We start from the raw sequence: 18,830 nt of genomic DNA on the forward strand, positions 1-18,830 counted from the left end.
CGGTTTTTCTTTGGGAACAATCAAAAAAGAGCATGATATTTCAAAAAAAGTTCTGACCCTGCTCAATAATTGCAATAATAAAGCTTTTCAATGGACAAGCATGCAAAAAGGGTGAAAAATTCTTTTCAAACAGGGACGGTAAGGGAGAAAGAGAACAGAACGCGCATAGACGAAAAAGTTGTATGGTTTTTAAAAAATCAAGTACAGACAACTTAATGAGGTGGTTCCCTCTTTTTTCCGCAGGAACGGGGGAGTGGCGTCAAAGGCGTGTGCATATTTTTGGTAGAATCGTTAGTAATATTTGGGTACAAGCTTACGTATACATGTATTAGCTATCGAGTTTCCGAGTAAAATGCATGAAATAAATAATCCTTCCCGTCGAAAACTGTAAGTAGTACATATGATAACGATACAATCAAAAGAAATGAGAAAACCATATGAAGTGTTTGTGAATAACTTATAAAAATTTGTGATGAAATTCGACGGATGGTATATTGAAAAGCAGTGGTTCGACAGCTATAATAATAACATCACATTGAATTTACGGATTTGTTGAACTTAAACAGTTTTATCGTGAGTTGCTAAGGGCTCTAGCGGCTACATCTGTATGTTCAGTACGGACAGTTTGAAAAAAGTGTTTGTGTTGGGCATTCGGAAATGAAACAAGTGTTAAGGACGGCAGGCTGTAAATAAGTGGTTGTTTTTCTTGGCGTTTCTTTGTGGAGCGAAGAGAAAAGCAAAAGAGCAATCTTTCCGGCGGAGGCCGGGTGCGCGGAATGGGGAGCCTAAGTGGAAACTTGGATTCGTCATATCCGGAAGCGCCACAGGAACTGATGGATTTTCCGGCAGTTTTTGTGCGTTTTATCATAGCAGAAGAAGGTGAGAATCTGTGGGAAAAACTGTATTAGAAATGAAGAACATTCATAAGAAGTTTCCTGGAGTCTATGCCTTAAATAGTGTTGACTTCGAACTGAAAGCAGGCGAAGTACATGCATTGCTCGGTGAGAACGGTGCAGGTAAGTCGACCCTGATCAAGGTTCTTGGCGGTATTTATCATCCCGACCAAGGTCAAATCATTATTGACGGCAAAGAAGTCAAGATCAACACGGTTATGGATGCCGACGCGGCTGGCGTTAGTATCATCCACCAGGAAATCATGACGGTACCCGAGATGACAATTGCTGAGAATATCTTTCTTGGCAGAGAGCCGAAAACCAAATTCGGTACTGTTGACTTCAAAAAGATGCTGAGCGTATCTCAGGAGCTGATCGACGGATTCGGACTGGAGATGAAGGCCAGCAGAAAGATCCTGGCGCTGAGCATTGCACAGCAGCAGATGGTCGCTATCGTGAAGGCAATCTCCATCAATGCGAAGATTGTGGTCATGGATGAGCCGACCTCCTCCCTGACAGACAGCGAGGTCGATTATCTGTTTGAGATCATCGAGAAACTGAAAGCACAGGGCATCGGCATTGTTTACATCTCTCATAAGCTGGATGAGCTGTTCCGCATCTGCGACAGAATCACCGTTATGCGTGATGGTCAGTATGTTGGTACCAAGGTCACCGCTGAGACCACTCGTGATGAGCTGATCTCCATGATGGTTGGCCGTACACTGGATAACTACTACGTCAGAACCTTCCATGAGTTGGGCGACGTGGTTCTGGAAGCTAAGAATGTCAAAGGCGGCCTGGTTAAAGACGCCAGCTTCCAGTTGCGCAAGGGTGAAATCCTTGGCTTTGCAGGCCTGGTCGGCTCCGGCCGTTCCGAGCTGATGAAGGACATGATCGGACTGGATCCCCGCGAAGGCGGCGAAGTGTTCGTTGATGGCAAAAAGGTAGAGTTCCACGGCGTCACTGACGCACAGAGAGAGGGCCTTGTCCTTGTTCCGGAAAACCGGAAGAAAGAGGGTCTGCTTCTGAAGAACTCCGTTGGCTTCAACTTGACGCTGGCGGTCCTGGGTGACTTCATCAAAGGTATTTCTGTTAAAAAGAGCAAAGAAACCGAAATCATCAATACTTATGTTGATGCTATGGCTATCAAAACTCCTTCTGTTAACCAGCTGGTCGGCAACCTGTCCGGCGGAAATCAGCAGAAGGTTCTGATTGGTAAATGGTTGGCGGCTGCTCCCAAGATCTTAATCATGGATGAGCCGACCAGAGGCGTTGACGTCGGTGCCAAAGCTGAGATTTATCAGATCATGAACAATCTGGCTGACCAGGGTGTTTCGATCATCATGATTTCTTCGGAGCTGCCCGAAGTCCTTGGTATGTGTGACAGAATCTGTGTCATGTATGAGGGCGAAATCACTGGCGTGGTAGATAGAAAAGATTTCTCGCAAGAGAGAGTAATGCATTTTGCAACAGGAGGAAGATAAGATGGCAGCTCAAGCAGTAAAGAAAGAAAATGCCATGGTAAGATTTGGCCATGGTGTCGTAACTTACTTAAAAGAAAACCTGGCAATCCTTTGTGCATTCGTTGTCATGTGCGTGGCACTGGCGATTATGTCCCCGGTATTCCTGAGCGTTGATAACATACTGAACGTTCTGCGTCAGGTAACTGTTAACTGCAACCTGGCTCTTGGTTTGACCATGTGCATCATCATCAACGGCATCGACCTTTCCGTCGGTTCTGTTGTCGCTATTTCCGGTACCCTGGCCGCCGGCTTCATCTCCAACAACGGCATGAACGTCTGGCTGGCAATCCTCATTGCATTCCTCATCGGTGTTGTTATGGGCATCTGCAACGGCTTGATCATCGCCTACACTGGCATGCCGCCGTTTGTTGTAACCTTGGCAATGATGAACATCGGCCGTGGTGCTGCTTACGTTTATGCAAACGGCCAGCCGATCCGCTGCTTCGTTGACGAGTTCAACTTCTGGGGCGTCGGTTACATCCTGGGCATCCCGGTACCTGTTATCATTTCCGCAATCCTCTTCATCATCATGACTTTGGTTCTTACCAAATCCAAATTCGGCCGTCATCTGTATGCAGTCGGCGGCAACGAAGAGGCTGCGAAATTCTCCGGTATCTCCATTAAGAAAGTTAAGATCACCGTTTACACCCTGTCCGGTATCTTTGCATCCCTGTCCGGTATCGTCCTGGCAGCCCGTATGTATTCCGGTCAGCCTTCCGCTGGTAACGGCTTCGAGCTCGATGCTATCGCGGCATCCGTTCTGGGCGGCGTTTCCTTCCTCGGTGGTGTTGGTAAACTCGGCGGCACCATCATCGGTGTTCTCGTTATCGGTATCCTGTCCAACGGCCTGAACCTGATGAACGTTAACTCCTTCTGGCAGTACATTGTCAAAGGCTTGATCATCCTGGCGGCTGTTTACCTCGATATCGTCAAGAAGAGCAGACAGAAATTCTAATACATACCCACAATTCCGAAAAGGGTGCGCAAGAAATTGCGCACCCTTTTTTTATGACTGGGCTTGCAAAATCGCTTTTAGCTGCAAGCAAAGCGAGAGAGGTTTCGTCCATACATCTGGTGGGGCTAAAATCAGCTTTCTTCTTTTTGGCACAAGAAGAGCGCACCGCCCGGCCATAAAAGACGATGCGAAGCGCATTCGTGCAACGAGCTTCGCCCTAATGGGCTTTCTATCAAAATTTAAAATTGGAGCGCAAAAAAGCGGATGGGCAATCGCCCATCCGCTTTTTCCAAAAGATTGTCACTAAAATCCTAATTTAAAAGCGCAGACAAGAATATGGAGCACCATGAGATGCATGTCCTCCACCTGCTCGATACAGTCGCAGTCGCAGTGGATCGGATAGTCAGCCATCTGATCGAGGCGGCCCCCATCGAAACCGGTGAGACCGATGACAATGCCGTTCCTGGATTTGACGTACTCACAAGCCTGAAGGATGTTGGGGGAGTTGCCGCTGGCGGAAACCGCGAGCAGGATATCGCCGTCGTTCATCAGGTTTTTCAGTTGCTCGGAAAAGATGTCCGCAAAGGTGTAGTCGTTGCCCAGAGCAGTGATGGAGCTGACCGAATTGGCCAGTGAGATCACCTTAAAGCGTCCCACATCGCCGGGAATGGCATTTTTGGAAAAATCGCACATGAAGTGGTTGACGGTCGCGGCGCTCCCGCCGTTGCCGGCCAAGAAAATTTGGGTCTGCGTCCCCTTTTTCTCCTTGAGCAGCGCCACCACCCGGTCAATGGCTTCGACGTCCATGCGGTCGATTTCACTTTTTAATACATGGAGATAATCTTGTGCGTTATGCAATGTACTTACCACCTTTCGTTTGGGCTAAGGTCGCGGCGCCGATGAGAGCCGCGTTATAGCTCAGCGCCGTTCTGCAAAGTTTCAGTTCTTCATTGGTAGTGGCAAAGGCCATTTTGGCCAAGGCATCCCGGATGCCGTTTTCCAATAAATCAAAGTCCATGGAAACGCCACCGCCAAAGACAATTTTTTCCGGATTGAGGATATTGGCCACATAAGAGGCGGCCTGCCCCAAATAGAAACCGGTCTGCTCATACACCTTCAACGCGGACTCATCGCCTACCCGGGCCAGCTGCGCAATCTTTTTGGCATTGCTTTGCTTGCCTGTCAGCTTCTCGTAAGCGGCGGCGATGGCACGCCCTGAGGCGTGGGCCTCCAGGCAGCCCACATGGGAGCAAGGGCAGATATTGCCCTCAGGCTCCACCACAATATGCCCCACTTCGCCGGCGCCGTTGCGGAACCCGCGAATGAGCCGGCCGCCGGAAAAGATGGCGCCGCCGACGCCGTTGCTGATGGTAATCCAGGCAAAGTCGTCGGTATCTTGACAGCAGCCGTAAATTTTTTCCCCCAGCGCGCAGGCGTTGACATCGTTGTCGATGTAGACGGGAAGGTGGAAGGCGTCACTGAGCAGTTTGGCAATGGGGAAGTTGCTGACGCCGGAAAAGGGAGCATAGAGCCAAAGACCCTGCTTCACATCCGCGACGCCGGGGATGGTGACGCCGATGGCCTCCGCCTTGCGCTTGGTGGCGCCCATAGCCTTGCGGGCCAGGGTCAGGATGGCTTCAGCCAGGGTGGCCACCGTCATCTTCTCGGTAAACTCGTGGCGGAAGACTATGGCCGGGTTTCCATCGCTGTCCACAATAGAAGCGAGCATCTTGGAGCCGCCGATGTCAATCCCCAGCACATGCTTGTAAAAGAACATAAGAACCTCCCTGCTTTTCAGCTCTTCTTATTCTAAATTATAGCATCCCTCAAAGGGAAACTCAACACTTCCCCTATTGTATCATAATGCGATAAATTGGCAAGTCCGTGGGCAAATATAGGAGGAATCATTATGTCTAAATTATGAACATTAAAGGACGAGAAAACAAAAAGGATGGGAATCCTTTCGTTTTTTGAGCGAGTGGCGATAGAAGACTAGTACCACTTTTTTCGCTCCATTTTTTGGAAAGCCATATAGATAAAAAGAGAAGCATTACTTTGTGAGAATCTTACAAAAAGTTGTGCGAATTTGTAAGATCTACTAGCGACAACTAATTCCATAGATCTACCTGAGCAAAAGCATTGATTTTGCGGGACAACTGTTATATAATGAGGACAAGATGCGGTTGGAAAATCCTGCGCCTGTATGTCAGGACTTTGTAGGGTTGTTTGTACATGTTTCGTAGAAATGTATGCAAAAATACGCATCTTTTGGCGGAAAAATACAGCAGGTTGACTCCGTCCGGGCGTGTGATTTTTTGCGGTTACACGCGGCTTTTGACCCCAGTGATTAGGAATAGGGACACCCTATCTTAATTATAACGAGATGTGCGTATATGTGGTGCGCGAACTGGCCTCGTTTGTGCACTTTGTATATGCGGCACAGCCTATCAGTAATTTGAATCAGGAGGGATACTATGAGTTTTCCAGAAGTTGATCTGAAAGAGAAAGCAAAAGAAATTCGCTATCACACTTGTGATGCGATTGCGACCCATGGCGCCGGCCATTTGGGCGGTTGTATGTCCTGCGTCGAGTTGATCACGGTTCTTTATTATAAAGTGCTGAACATCGACCCGAAGAATCCGCAGATGGAAGGCAGAGACAGAGTGGTTATGTCCAAAGGACATGCAGGCCCCACCCTGTACGCGACACTGGCGCTGAAAGGCTTCTTCCCCATGGATTGGCTGAAGACCCTCAATGCTTCCAACACCAATCTTCCCAGCCACTGTGATATGAACAAAACCCCCGGTATCGATATGACCGCCGGTTCTCTGGGCCAGGGCTTCGGCTGCGCAGTCGGTTTGGCCAAAGGGTCCAAGATTATGAACGACGGCGCCACCATCTACGCGATCCTGGGCGACGGCGAGAGCCAGGAGGGCTCCATCTGGGAGGCCGCGATGACCGCTTCTCAGCAGAAACTGGGCAACCTGATCGCCTTCACCGATTACAACAAAGCGCAGATCGACGACTGGGTGGACGAGACCGTCAGCCTGGAGCCGATCATGGACAAGTGGGAGTCCTTTGGCTTCAACGTGTTCGAGTGCGACGGCCATGATATGGACGCCATCTATAAGACCATCTGCCTGGCTAAGAGAAAAGGCATGAACAACAAACCGTCCATGATCGTTCTGCACACCGTCAAAGGTAAGGGCGTATCCTTCGCAGAAGCGGATCAGGTTGGCTGCCATCATATGGGCATCGCCGGCGAAAAGGCTGCTCAGATGTACAGCGAAGTAAAGTAAGGAGGGGAATAGAATGAGTGTCACTTTAATGAAACCAATCTTCCATGAAGAATTTACAAAATTGATGCGGGAAGACGAAAAAGTCGTCTTCATCGACGCTGACCTTGCTAAAGCGCACGGCAGTGAAAACCTGAGAAAAGAGTTCCCCGACAGAGCTCTGGATGTGGGTATTGCCGAGCAGATGGCAGTAGAGTATGCCGCGGGCCTGAGCGCCTATGGCTTTAAGCCCTATGTCGCCACCTTCACCCCGTTTTTGACCCGCCGCGCCTGTGATCAGATCACGATCTCCGTTTGCTATGCCAAGAGAAACGTCAAGCTCATCGGCACCGACCCTGGCATCACCGCGGAGACCAACGGCGGAACCCATATGAGCATGGAAGACATCGGCGTCATGCGCTCCATCCCGACCATGGTTATCTATGAGCCGGCGGATGCGGCGGAGTTTAAAAAAGCGCTGCCTGTCATCAACGATTATCCCCATGCCATGTACATCCGTCATCAGAGAACCCAGGCCCAGGACGTCCATGAGGGCGACTTCGAGTTCGACCTGTTCAAGGCTGAGGTCCTCAAAGAGGGCGCCGATGTCACCATCGCCGCTTCCGGCTACATGGTCGCTGAGGCACAGAAGGCCGCCGATCTCCTCGCCAAAGAGGGCATCAACGCGGAAATCCTGAATGTACATACCATTAAGCCCATCGACGGCGAAACCATTGCCGCTTCCGTCAAGAAGACCGGCTGCCTGGTCACCGCTGAGAACCACAACATCGTCGGCGGCCTGCGCTCCGCAATTCTGGAAGACTTCTCTGAGCGGGATGTTTACGTTCCCACCGAGGCCATCGGCGTCAGAGATCACTTCGGCGAAGTCGGCTTCCTGCCCTTCCTCCAGGAGAAATACAAAATGAGACCTGAAGATATCGCAGAGGCTGCCAAGAAAGTCATCGCGAAGAAATAAGCAAACTAAAACATAAAACAAAATCTCCTTATGCATCATAAGGAGATTTTGTTTACCTCCATCGTTGAAAGCAGCGGCATTTTCGTCAAAAAGCGCAAAAAAAGCAGCCGGTTTTGATCGAATGATACAGATTTCTGTGGGCTTGCCCACAAGAGAAAGGAGTTCCTATGGAAAAACTGATTCTTGGTTACATCCCCACCAGAAGAACCATCTTCAGCGTGCCGGACGCCATTAAATTTAATAAGCTCATCCGCGAAAAGCTCAATGAATATACCGACCGCATCGAAATTGTAGGCATCGAGGACATCAACGAAGAGGGCCTCATCGTCGACAACATCAAGGATGTGGAGGCCATCATCCACAAGATGAAGGTCAACAAGGTGGATGCCATCTTCATCCCCCACTGCAACTTCGGCACCGAGGATTCCGTGGCCCGCATCGCCCGGGAAGTGGGCAAGCCCACCCTGCTGTGGGGCCCCCGCGACGAGGCGCCCCTGGCCGACGGCCAGCGCCTGCGCGACACCCAGTGCGGCATGTTCGCCACCGGCAAGGTCCTGCGCCGCTTTGGGGTCAAATTCAGCTACATTACCAACTCCACCCTGGATAGCGAAGTCTTTGCCAGAGGGTTTGACAACTTCATCCGCACCGCCAACGTGGTCAAGCACTTCAAAAAGACAAGAATCCTCCAGATCGACACCCGTCCGGCGGGCTTCTGGTCGGTCATTTGCAACGAGGGCGAGCTCCTAGAAAAGTTCGGCATCGAGACTCATCCCATCTCTTTAACTGAGCTGGAGATGAAGACCAAGGCGCTGGAATCCGAAAACGGTGATACGCTCAAAGCCACCGTTGAGGACATCAAGAAGAAGATCTGCTGCGAAGGTGTGGAGGAGAAATACATCGTCCGCGTGGCGGCCATGAAGCTGGCCATGAAAGCCTTTGCCGACGAATACCAGTGCAACTGCGCGGCCATCCAGTGCTGGAACGCCATGCAGGACTGCATGGAGATCATGCCCTGTCTGGCCAACGGCCTGCTGACCGAGGAAGGCTTCCCCGTTGCCTGCGAAACCGACATCTGCGGCGCCATTTCCTCCGTCATGGCCCAGGCGGCCACCTTCGGCGAGAAGCCGGCCTTCTTCGCGGACATTACCGTGCGCGACTGGGAGAATGAAAACGGCGAGCTCCTCTTCCACTGCGGCAACTTCCCGCCCTCTCTCATGGAAGACGGCAAATTCCGCACCCACTTCACCTTCCCGTCCCAGTGCAAAGGCACCGGCGAGGGCGAAATCAAGGGCGGCGACATCTCTATCATCCGCTTTGACGGCGACCACGGCGAGTATTCCCTGCTCATGGGCAAGGCCAAGGGCTACCATGGCCCGTTCTCCCGCGGTTCCTTCCTGTGGATTGAGGTCAATGACTGGCCCCTGTGGGAAGAAAAGGTCATCACTGGACCTTACATCCACCATGCTATCGGCATTCACGAGTATATCGTCCCCGTCATGTACGAGGCATGCAAATATCTGGGCATCACCCCCGACCCGGTGGACCCGGAGGAAAAGGACATTCAGGCTTGGCTGAGAGGCTCCAAATAATGTCCGCAAATGAGGGATTCCTGTTCTTAACAGAACGATACTGATAGGCAATCCGCAGCCAAACGCCCGGCGCTATTAGCGCCGGGCGTTTGGTTTTTCGGCAAGCGCACAAGAATCCCTTCCTTTTTTCGTGAAAATGCCGAACTTCCTTCACCTACTTGCAACTTGTCCTGAATTTTTGTAATATAAGAATAGATATTTTTCATATCCTTACTGAGGGAAAAAGAAGAAGAAAACGTAATAAGAATCATGGAAATATGCGGGGATATGAAAAGGTAAAAAACGCTTACAAAAAAGATGGGAGTGCGCGAATTATGTATGATGTTGTATCGTTAGGCGAGTTTATTATCGACTTTACGCCTTATGCCAATCCGGAAAACAAAATTGTTTTTGAGCAAAAGCCGGGCGGGGCGCCCTGCAACCTGGCCGCCGGCGTGGCAAAGCTGGGGAAAAAGGCCGCCTTCATCGGCAAGGTGGGTAAGGACATGTTCGGTGATGTGTGCATCGAGACGCTGGAAAAAGCGGACATCGACACCAAGGGCGTGGTTATGACTGATGAATGTAATACCACCTTGGCCTTTGTCAAGCTCCTGCCCTCCGGCGACCGCCGCTTCTCCTTCTACCGCAATCCCGGCGCCGATATGATGCTGGGCTTTGACGAGGTGGACCTCTCCATCATCGACAACACCAAAATTTTCCACTTCGGTTCGGTGTCCATGACCCATGAGCCCTCCCGCACCGCCACCATGGAGGCGGCCAAGTATGCCAAGAGCAAGGGCAAGCTCATCTCCTACGACCCCAACCTGCGGGAATCCCTCTGGCCGGACTTAGGGATGGCCAAGGACGTCATGCTGGAAGCCATGCAGTACGCGGACATCGTCAAGATTTCCCACGAGGAGCTGGAATTCCTCACCGGTCAAACCGACCTGGACGCGGGTTCCAAAATGTTGATGGATCAGTACGGCATCAAGATGATGACCATCACCCTGGCCGCCGACGGCGCCTATGGGCGGGTGGGGGACAACACCGTCAAGCTGGGCGCCTATGACGTCAAGACCATCGACACCAACGGCGCGGGCGATTCCTTCTTCTCCGGCGTCCTCTACAAGGTGCTGGAACTGGGTAAACCGGTGGAAGAGGCCACCGCCCAGGAGCTCCACGACATCATCGACTTTGGCAACGCCACCGGTTCCATCACCACCACCGGCTACGGCGCCATCCCCTCCATGCCCACCCTGGAAGAGGTGTACGACTGTATTAAAAATGTGCCCATCCTCAAATAAAACGCACAGATAGAAGCCCCCGGCAAAAAGCCGGGGGCTTTTTGCCGCCAATAGATGCCTCATCAAAAAGGCTTGTCGGGCGGTTTCGACCCGTCGGATGGCTGCCCATCACCGCATCCACGAAACCAGGTCCTGGTGCGGGAGCATCCCTTTATTTACAAATATTTTAAACATTGCGGGAAGTCGCATCGTTTTTTCCTCTACCGAATATCTTGACAAGGAATGGGGGATGTGTTATCATAACCGCAAATGTTGGAACCGTTACCGGTAACGATACTGGAAACGATCCCACCTGTATGAGCATCAGGATGCAGGTCCATACTCCGACAAGAAGGGAGGGAGCGCCGTGGCCAACATGAACATCCGGGACATCGCGAAGCTGTGCGGCGTGGGGGTCAGCACCGTGTCCCGGGTCCTCAACGACCACCCCGATGTCAACGAGGAGACCAAGCAAAAGGTCCTGCGGGTGATGCGGGAACACAACTATGTCCCCAACAACAGCGCCCGCAATCTCAAGCGCATCAAGAGCCGGACCATCGGGGTGGTGGTCAAGGGCATCACCAACCCCTTTTTCTCCCCCATGATCAAGGTTATCGAGGGGGAGCTGACCAGACGGGGCTACGCCATGTTCCTTTCCCAGGCCGACGACTACGAGGACGAAATCCGCAAGGCGGCGGAATTGCAGATGGAGCGGCGGCTGGAGGGCATCATCTTCCTAGGCGGCATTTTCCACTATGAAAAGGAGCGGCTCTCCCTGCTGGAGGTGCCCTTTGTCTTCGCCACCATCCAGGTGTCCAGCGACATGGAGGGCAACGCTTACTCCACCATCTCCATCGACGACACTTATGAAGCCGCCCGAGCCACCCGGTATCTTTTGGAGCTGGGACACCGCCGCATCGGCGTGCTGGCCGGGGCCTTCGAGGAACAGAGCATCAACCGCCTGCGGCTGGAGGGCTATCTCCAGGCACTGGGGGAATACGGCATCCACTACGACGAGCGTCTGCACAAAAACTGCAACTTTACCTATAAAGGCGGCTATGAGGCAGCGGGGAGCCTTCTGAGGGAAACCGACGTCACCGCCATCTTCGCCATCTCCGACGTCATGGCCATCGGCGCTATGAAGGCGGCGCTGGAAATGGGGAAGAAGATTCCCGAGGAGGTGGCCATCCTGGGCTTTGACGGCCTGGATATCACCGCCTACACCCATCCGGGCATCTCCACCGTCCGTCAGCCCAGCGAGCAGATGGCGCTGGAAGCGGTGACCACGGTCCTCGACATCATCGAGCAGAAAAGCGGACACCGCCACAGCGTCTATCCCTGTCAGATCATCGAGCGGGGGTCCACCCACCCGGCCAGACAGGGGGAAGGCCCGGAAAGGGGAAAGCCTTGATAGAAAGGAAGGAGTACGTGATGACAGTGAAAGTGAAGGTCAAACCCGCCGGACCCATCCGTGACAAGGAGCGGCGGGCGGGGATCTTATTGCATATCACCTCCCTGCCCAGCAATCACGGCATCGGGACGCTGGGGAAGGAGGCCTACCGGTTCGTCGACTTCTTAAAACGAAGCGGCATCGCCTGCTGGCAGCTCCTGCCCCTGGGTCCCACCGGCTTTGGGGATTCCCCCTACCAGTCCTTCTCCACCTTTGCGGGGAACCCCTACCTGATCGATTTGGATCTGCTTGTGGAGGAGGGGCTCTTGCGGGAAGAGGACATCGACGACAGCCTCCTGGTCGGCGACCCCCGCTTCGTGGACTTTAAGGCCCAGTTCGACCACCGCTTTGCCCTATTGCGCCGGGCTTACGAGCGGGGGAGGGAAGCGTATGCCGGAGAGGTGGCCGCTTTCCAAAAAGAAAACAGCCGCTGGCTCGACGACTACGCCCTCTTTATGGCGGGGAAGAAGAAGTTTCATAACGCCCCTTGGCAGATGTGGGAACAGGGCGTCAAGCTGCGGGAGCCCGCGTCCTTGGAGGCCTTCCGTCAGGAAATGAAAGATGAGACGGATTTTGTCGTATTTACCCAATATTTATTTTACAAACAGTATAAAGACTTAAAAATATACGCAAATCGACAAGGAATTTTCCTCATTGGCGACATCCCCATCTATGTGGCCCAGGACAGTGCCGACGTCTGGAGCCATCCCGAGCTTTTCCTCCTGGACGAGCAACGTAATCCCATCCTCTGCGCCGGGGTGCCCCCCGACCTCTTCAGCGCCGACGGCCAACTCTGGGGCAACCCTCTCTACCGCTGGAAGGTACACAAGGAAAGCGGGTACCGCTGGTGGATGGAGCGGATCCGGGCGGTGTTTGAGCGGTGCGACATTGTGCGTATCGACCACTTCCGGGCGTTTCACGACTATTGGGCGGTGCCCTACGGCAACAAGACCGCCCGGTGCGGCCGGTGGATGCGGGGCCCGGGCATCGGGTTCTTTGAAGCGCTGCGCCGGACGCTGGGGGAGAAGCCTATCATCGCCGAGGATTTGGGCGCGCTCTCCGCGGGCGTGGGAGAGCTGCTCGCGGCGTCGGGATTTCCGGGCATGAAGGTCTTGCAGTTCGCGTTTTCCCCCGAGGAGCGCAGCGCCTACCTGCCCCACCATCACAAGAAAAACGCGGTGGTCTACACCGGCACCCATGACAACGAGACCCTCTGCGGCTTTTTCATTCACGCCCCTGACAAGGTGAAGGCCTTTGCAGGCGCGTACCTGGGCTGTGAACCCCAGGTGGAGGTTCTCACGTGGGAAACGGTCCGCGCCTGCTTTGCAAGCGTTGCCGATCTGGCGGTTATCCAGCTCCAGGACGTCCTGCTGCTGGGGGACTGGGCGCGGATGAACGAGCCGTCCACGGTGGGGAAAAACTGGCAGTGGCGGATGAACAAAGGCATACTGACAGACGAGCTTTCGGAACACCTCCGGGCGCTCTGTAAAATATATGAACGATAAAAGAGGGCGTTTTGCGCCCGCCGCGGCAGACGGCACCGGCGAGAGTGTGCGGCGGAGAAAAGAGACCCCTGGTCGCCGGAGAAAGTGGGAAAATATGCTTGACACCAAACGCATCGCAGCGGATGTAAAACGCGATATAGAGCTCTGGCGGGTCCAGGGCGAGGACATCAGTGGAGAACTGCTCAATTTCCTATTGTCCAAGGCCATTATGCGGGAGCTTATCCCGCTGCATGAGGCCACCGTGGAAAAACAGCGGAAGGTCAAAAATGCCTATTACTTCTCGGCGGAGTATCTCATGGGCCGGATGATTCAGAATAACCTGATGAATTTGGGCCTCCATGACGAGCTCAAGGAAGAGATGAAGGCAGTGGGGATCAATTTGGATCAGCTGGAGGAAGTGGAGGACGCGGGCCTTGGCAACGGCGGCCTGGGACGGCTGGCGGCCTGCTTTTTAGACTCGGGCGCCACGCTGGGCCTGCCCCTCAACGGCTACGGCCTGCGGTACCGCTACGGATTGTTCCGCCAGCAGTTTGAGGACGGCTTCCAGAAGGAGCTGGCCGACAACTGGCTCAAGCATCCCGATCCGTGGAGCATCCGCCGGGACGACCGGACCTGCACCGTGGAGCTGGAGGGCAAGCGGGTATTGGCCGTCCCCTACGACATGCCGGTCATCGGCTACCACAACGACACCATCAACAGCCTGCGCCTGTGGCAGTGCGAGGCCATCGAGGACTTTAACTTCGAGAAATTCAATAACTACGAGTACGACGAGGCGGTGGCGGAGAAAAACTACGCCGAGAATATCACCCGGGTCCTCTACCCCAACGACAGCACCGACGAGGGGAGAAGCTTAAGAATCAAGCAGGAGTACTTCCTTTCCAGCGCGTCGCTGCAGGACATCATCCGCACCCACAAGGAAAACGGCCGGACCATGGCGTCCTTCCCCACCTATAACGCCATCCAGCTCAACGACACCCATCCGGTCTTCTCCATCCCGGAACTCACCCGGATTCTTATCGACGAGGAGGGCGTCTCCTTCCAAAACGCCCTGGACATCGTGCGTAAGACCTTCGGCTACACCAACCACACCATCATGGCTGAGGCGCTGGAAAAATGGGACGCGAAGCTGGTAAAGGAAATCGTCCCCCGCGTCTATGAGATCATCGAGCGCATTGATCAGCAGCTGCGCAAGGACCTGGCCGCCGCGGGCCGCGGGGAAGAAAAAATCGAGGAGATGGCTATTCTTCGGGACAAAAAAGTCTATATGGCCCATTTGGCCATTTATCTCTCCCACTCTGTCAACGGGGTGGCCAAGATTCACACCGAAATTCTCAAAAAGCGGGAGCTTTCCGACTGGTACGCCCTCTATCCCGAGCGCTTCCAGAATAAGACCAACGGCATCACCCAGAGAAGATGGCTGCGGCTTTGTAACCCCCATCTGTCCGATTATATCACCAAACTCTTGGGGGACGAGGGCTGGGTCACCGACCTCGACCGCCTGACCGAACTCAAGCAGGACGCGGCAGACCCGGCGGTGCTGGCGGCCTTCCGGGACATCAAGCGCATCAACAAGCAGCGCCTGTGCGACATGATCTGGGAGAAGGAAGGCGTCAAGCTCTCCCCCGACTTTCTGTTTGACATCCAGGTCAAGCGCCTGCACGAATATAAGCGGCAGTTCCTTAACGCCCTGGCTATCCTGGACATCTATTTCTGTCTCAAGGACGGCGCCATCACCGGCTTTACCCCCACCGTCTATTTCTTCGGCGCCAAGGCCGCGCCGGGCTATGACCGGGCCAAAGCCATCATTAAGTTCATTAACGAAGTGGCAAAGCGCATCAATAACGACCCGGAGATGAAGGACCTGCTCAAAGTGGTCTTCGTCACCAATTACGACGTCTCCTACGGCGAGCGCCTCTTCCCGGCGGCGGACGTCTCCGAGCAGATTTCCACCGCAGGCACCGAGGCGTCGGGCACCGGCAACATGAAGTTCATGTTAAACGGCGCGGTGACTTTAGGCACCTACGACGGGGCCAATGTGGAGATCGTGGAGGCCGCGGGGATGGAGAACAACTACATCTTCGGCGCCCGGGTGGAGGAGCTGGAAGCCCTCGACCACTACGACCCGGTGGCGCTCTACGAGGGCAACGTGCGCATCAAGCGGGTGGTGGACACCCTCATCGACGGCACCTTTGACGACGGGGACACCGGCATGTTCCAGGAGCTCTACGACAGCCTCCTCAAAGGCGCGTCCTGGCACGACCCGGACCAGTATAAGCTGCTCTACGACCTGCCCTCCTATGTGGCGGCCAAGCTGAAGGTCAACCGGGACTACGCCGATCGGGAGAAATTCTCCTTCAAATGCTGGATGAACATGGCTTCCGCCGGACGCTTCAGCAGCGACCGCACCATCCGGGAGTACGCCAAGGACATCTGGGACATCGCCCCTGTGGAGGAGTAAGAGGGACGAAACCATCCAATTTGGAACAAGGGAAAAGGCAATTGCCTTTTCCCTTTTTTGTTGTGGATGGAATTAAAAATATGGACAGGATAAAAGAAAAGGGGAAAGAGAGCGGGCACTCGGGTAAACTCCTTGCTTTTAGGGGAGTGGCTGTGGTATCCTTAATAAATTAGGAGCCACTTGGTTTGAGAAACAAAGAGAAATAGAAGTGGTGAAAGCGCGGCTCGGATGCCGGATACGCCGGGCCAAAGCGGCGGACGGATTAGAGCAAAGAGAGAAGAAGAGCACGGAAGTAAAGAGAGAGGGAAAGACGCCATGGAGGGAAAAGAGAAGTGGTGGGTGAGACTAGCAGCGTGGGGGAAGGGACATCCGGGGTGGACATGGATGATCGTCTGCGCTGTGGTGGCGGTGCTCATCAGCGCCGTCTACCTGCTTGTGGGAGGGCACGGTGTATCTCCTAAGAATCAGGCCGACCCGCAATATGTGGAGGAGGGCGGCCAGGTACAGTTTGGGGACGAAAAATTTGAGGCGGCGGTCCGCCGTTATCTCAAGCGCCCGTCAGGGGACATCTATGCCCTGGAACTGATGGATCTCAATGCCCTCGTTCTCACCGGGGACGCCGCGCTGGAGGACGTTTCCGATCTTAGGTATTTCGTAAGTCTCGAAAAGCTGACCATCACCGGCACCGGTGTGCGGGACATCAGCGTCCTCCAAAACCTGCCGGTACTTAGGGAAGTAAACCTGTCCGGAAACGCCATCGCTTCGTTGGAGGGCTTACAAGGACATAAGAATTTGACAAGCCTTCAGCTACAAAAGAACCGCATTACCGATATGACGCCCCTTTTTTCCTTGGAGCGGCTGGAATTTTTGGACCTCGCACTCAATAACATCAGCGCCGTCGGCGACGGTGTCCGTCGCTTGGCGCGACTTCGGGAGTGCAACATCTCGGGCAACCGGCTTTCTTCCATCGACAGCTTTTCCGGCATGGGGAACCTTCGGATTCTCCGCGCGGCCAACAACAAAATTACCGCCGTGGCGCCGCTTGTGGGGATGGCGTCCCTGGAAAAGCTCAACCTGGAAGGTAACGCCATCTCTGCGATGGCGAGTCTTGGCGAGACGCCAAGGCTGGAAGAAGTCTACCTCTCCCACAACCTGTTGACGGATTTGGCCTTTGCGCCGGCGTGCCGGAGTCTTCGCGTCCTGGACATCAGCGATAACGACGTGGCGGACCTGGACCCGCTTTCCGGTTGTGGGGCGCTGGAGGCGCTCCATCTGGAGGGAACCCGGGCGCAGGACCTGACCCCGCTGCACGGACTCGAGCACTTTAGCGCCAACTATCTGGACCCCGAGTTTGACCGGACCAAAATCGACTTTCTCGTCTCCCATTTCAGTACGGGGGATTTCTTGACAAAAAAGTACATCATCGCTCAAAAGCACGACTTACTGTGATGAAAACGGCGTTTTCTACTGCTGACGAGAGGTGATGAAATTCATGACGCTGCTCTATCTTCTGCTGATGGTTTTGGGGCTCATGGTGTCGCTCTATCTTTTCCACCGCGCCGCCGGGACCTTGAACATCGGAAAAATCAATGTGGTCTCTTTGACCTACTTTTTGTTTTTGATTCAGACCTATCTGGGTATCAGCCTGATTATGCTGGGTTTTGACAAGCATTACACCCTCAAATACCTGACCCAGGGGGACGGGGTGCTTCCAACCGTCTTCTATGTGACCATCGCCGCCATGATCTTGCTGCCGCTGGTGATTTTAGGTGTCTTCAACATCGCCAAAGTGAAAGCGGGGCCCGCCTACGACGCCTATCTTCAAGCGCCGGTGCGCAAAGAAAAGGATGAGGTCATCTTCTGGCTGGTGATAGCGGGCGGCGGCGTCTGCCTCCTACTATTGGCGGTGTACCTTTTAAAAATCGGCTATTTGCCGCTTCTCAAGATGATCGCCGCGCCGGCGGACTTCAATTTTGCGCTGGAACGCACCCGCATCAATTCCATCATTGTCATCAACCAGTATGTGCGAAATCTCCTGATCTTGCAGTTTATCCCCCTCGTTTCCTATATCACCTTTGCCTTTTCTCTCTCCACCCGGAAAATGAAATGGCATGTGCTGACCGTTGTTTTCTTTGCCGCCGCCCTCGTGACAAAGACCAATAATTTCTCCAAGAGCCCCGTCATCTTCCATCTGTTTATCTATCTACTCATCTTCATCTATATCCGGGGCGGGCTCAAACGGTGGGTGCAAGGCGTCTTCTGGGCGGCCATGGCGGGGCTCACCATGCTCTTTTACACGGTTTTGGGTGCGGGGGGAATGCCCAACGGCTGGCTGGATATCTATAACGGACCGCTGGGACGCATCATCTTCACCCAGGTGGGCACCCTCAGCTACAGTTTCGATATGTTCCCGGCCATCTATCCCTACCTGGGCGGGCGCAGCTTTACCCCGACCCTTTTGCGCTTGGTAGGGGCGGACCCGGCCAGGCATCTGCGCTCGGCCAAGGTCATCATGGACTTTTACGGCTCCGAAAGGGTTTACGACGGGACGGCCGGTGTCATGAACTCCTGCTTTCTGGGGGAGGCTTACGCAAATTTCGGATTTTGGGGTATCCTGTTCTCCATTTTTTGGGTGGGGCTCATGCTCGCGGTGTTCTTCCTACTCATGCTCAAGCTCCCCAAGACCCCGGTGACGGTGGTTCTCTCCGCCGTCATGGCCTGCAAGCTGGCGCTCATGAGTCAGACCGGGTTTACGGATTTTGTGTACAGCGCCGACGTCATGGTGACCACGGTGGGGCTCCTCATCCTGAACGTTGCGCCCCAAATTTGGGATTGGCTGTTAAAGCGCTTGCACACAAAACCCCGCAAGCAGTCCGCGCCTTAAAAGTTTCTGACGCTTTTTGTATACCCAAAAATCCCCCTGCCGCAACAGCGGCAGGGGGAT

The 18,830-nt window shown here is 53.9% G+C and carries 14 protein-coding genes; 12 read left to right on the top strand and 2 right to left on the bottom strand.

Annotation, left to right across the window (positions count from 1 at the left end):
* Positions 1-889 precede the first annotated feature (889 nt).
* From H8709_RS06395 to H8709_RS06405, 3 genes are read left to right on the top strand one after another with little or no spacing between them, the layout of a single operon-like run.
* Entirely contained in the window at positions 890-2,377 is a 1,488-nt protein-coding gene (locus H8709_RS06395; RefSeq protein ID WP_392391663.1) for a sugar ABC transporter ATP-binding protein, read from the top strand.
* A 1-nt stretch (position 2,378) separates the two neighbouring features.
* Positions 2,379-3,371, top strand: a complete 993-nt coding sequence (locus H8709_RS06400) for an ABC transporter permease (protein WP_392391664.1) — start codon at positions 2,379-2,381, stop codon at positions 3,369-3,371.
* 53 nt (positions 3,372-3,424) lie between these two features.
* Positions 3,425-3,550: a hypothetical protein gene (locus H8709_RS06405; RefSeq protein WP_262397545.1), complete on the top strand. Its 126-nt coding sequence runs from the start codon at positions 3,425-3,427 to the stop codon at positions 3,548-3,550.
* Positions 3,551-3,674: 124 nt separating this feature from the next.
* Here H8709_RS06405 and H8709_RS06410 read toward each other — a convergent pair whose 3' ends face one another.
* Positions 3,675-4,229: a D-sedoheptulose-7-phosphate isomerase gene (locus H8709_RS06410; RefSeq protein WP_262397546.1), complete on the bottom strand. Its 555-nt coding sequence runs from the start codon at positions 4,227-4,229 to the stop codon at positions 3,675-3,677.
* Positions 4,222-5,148 (bottom strand): ROK family protein, encoded by a 927-nt coding sequence (locus tag H8709_RS06415; protein WP_262397547.1) that lies wholly within the window; start codon positions 5,146-5,148, stop codon positions 4,222-4,224. The genes H8709_RS06410 and H8709_RS06415 overlap by 8 nt, the downstream gene beginning before the upstream one ends.
* A gap of 697 nt (positions 5,149-5,845) precedes the next feature.
* Here H8709_RS06415 and H8709_RS06420 point away from each other — a divergent pair.
* From H8709_RS06420 to H8709_RS06460, 9 genes are all read left to right on the top strand, one after another.
* Entirely contained in the window at positions 5,846-6,670 is an 825-nt protein-coding gene (locus H8709_RS06420) for a transketolase (protein ID WP_262397548.1), read from the top strand.
* A gap of 13 nt (positions 6,671-6,683) precedes the next feature.
* Entirely contained in the window at positions 6,684-7,622 is a 939-nt protein-coding gene (locus H8709_RS06425; protein ID WP_262397549.1) for a transketolase family protein, read from the top strand.
* Between the two features lie 167 nt (positions 7,623-7,789).
* Positions 7,790-9,211, top strand: coding sequence for an L-fucose/L-arabinose isomerase family protein (locus H8709_RS06430; RefSeq protein ID WP_262397550.1), 1,422 nt, complete (start codon positions 7,790-7,792; stop codon positions 9,209-9,211).
* A 314-nt stretch (positions 9,212-9,525) separates the two neighbouring features.
* Positions 9,526-10,494 (top strand): carbohydrate kinase family protein, encoded by a 969-nt coding sequence (locus H8709_RS06435; RefSeq protein ID WP_262397551.1) that lies wholly within the window; start codon positions 9,526-9,528, stop codon positions 10,492-10,494.
* A 355-nt stretch (positions 10,495-10,849) separates the two neighbouring features.
* Positions 10,850-11,884: a LacI family DNA-binding transcriptional regulator gene (locus H8709_RS06440; RefSeq protein WP_262397604.1), complete on the top strand. Its 1,035-nt coding sequence runs from the start codon at positions 10,850-10,852 to the stop codon at positions 11,882-11,884.
* A complete protein-coding gene (gene malQ, locus H8709_RS06445; protein ID WP_316248749.1) occupies positions 11,881-13,428 on the top strand; it encodes a 4-alpha-glucanotransferase in 1,548 nt (515 codons plus the stop codon). The genes H8709_RS06440 and malQ overlap by 4 nt, the downstream gene beginning before the upstream one ends.
* A 94-nt stretch (positions 13,429-13,522) precedes the next feature.
* Positions 13,523-15,886, top strand: coding sequence for a glycogen/starch/alpha-glucan phosphorylase (locus H8709_RS06450; RefSeq protein ID WP_262397552.1), 2,364 nt, complete (start codon positions 13,523-13,525; stop codon positions 15,884-15,886).
* Positions 15,887-16,225: 339 nt separating this feature from the next.
* The gene (locus H8709_RS06455; RefSeq protein WP_262397553.1) at positions 16,226-17,335 is read left to right on the top strand and encodes a leucine-rich repeat domain-containing protein; all 1,110 of its coding nucleotides are present in this window, start codon (positions 16,226-16,228) and stop codon (positions 17,333-17,335) included.
* A gap of 34 nt (positions 17,336-17,369) precedes the next feature.
* Positions 17,370-18,770 (top strand): oligosaccharide repeat unit polymerase, encoded by a 1,401-nt coding sequence (locus H8709_RS06460; protein WP_262397554.1) that lies wholly within the window; start codon positions 17,370-17,372, stop codon positions 18,768-18,770.
* The last annotated feature ends 60 nt before the right edge of the window (positions 18,771-18,830 follow it).

This window comes from Zongyangia hominis (assembly GCF_014385095.1).
GTDB lineage: Bacteria > Bacillota > Clostridia > Oscillospirales > Ruminococcaceae > Zongyangia > Zongyangia hominis.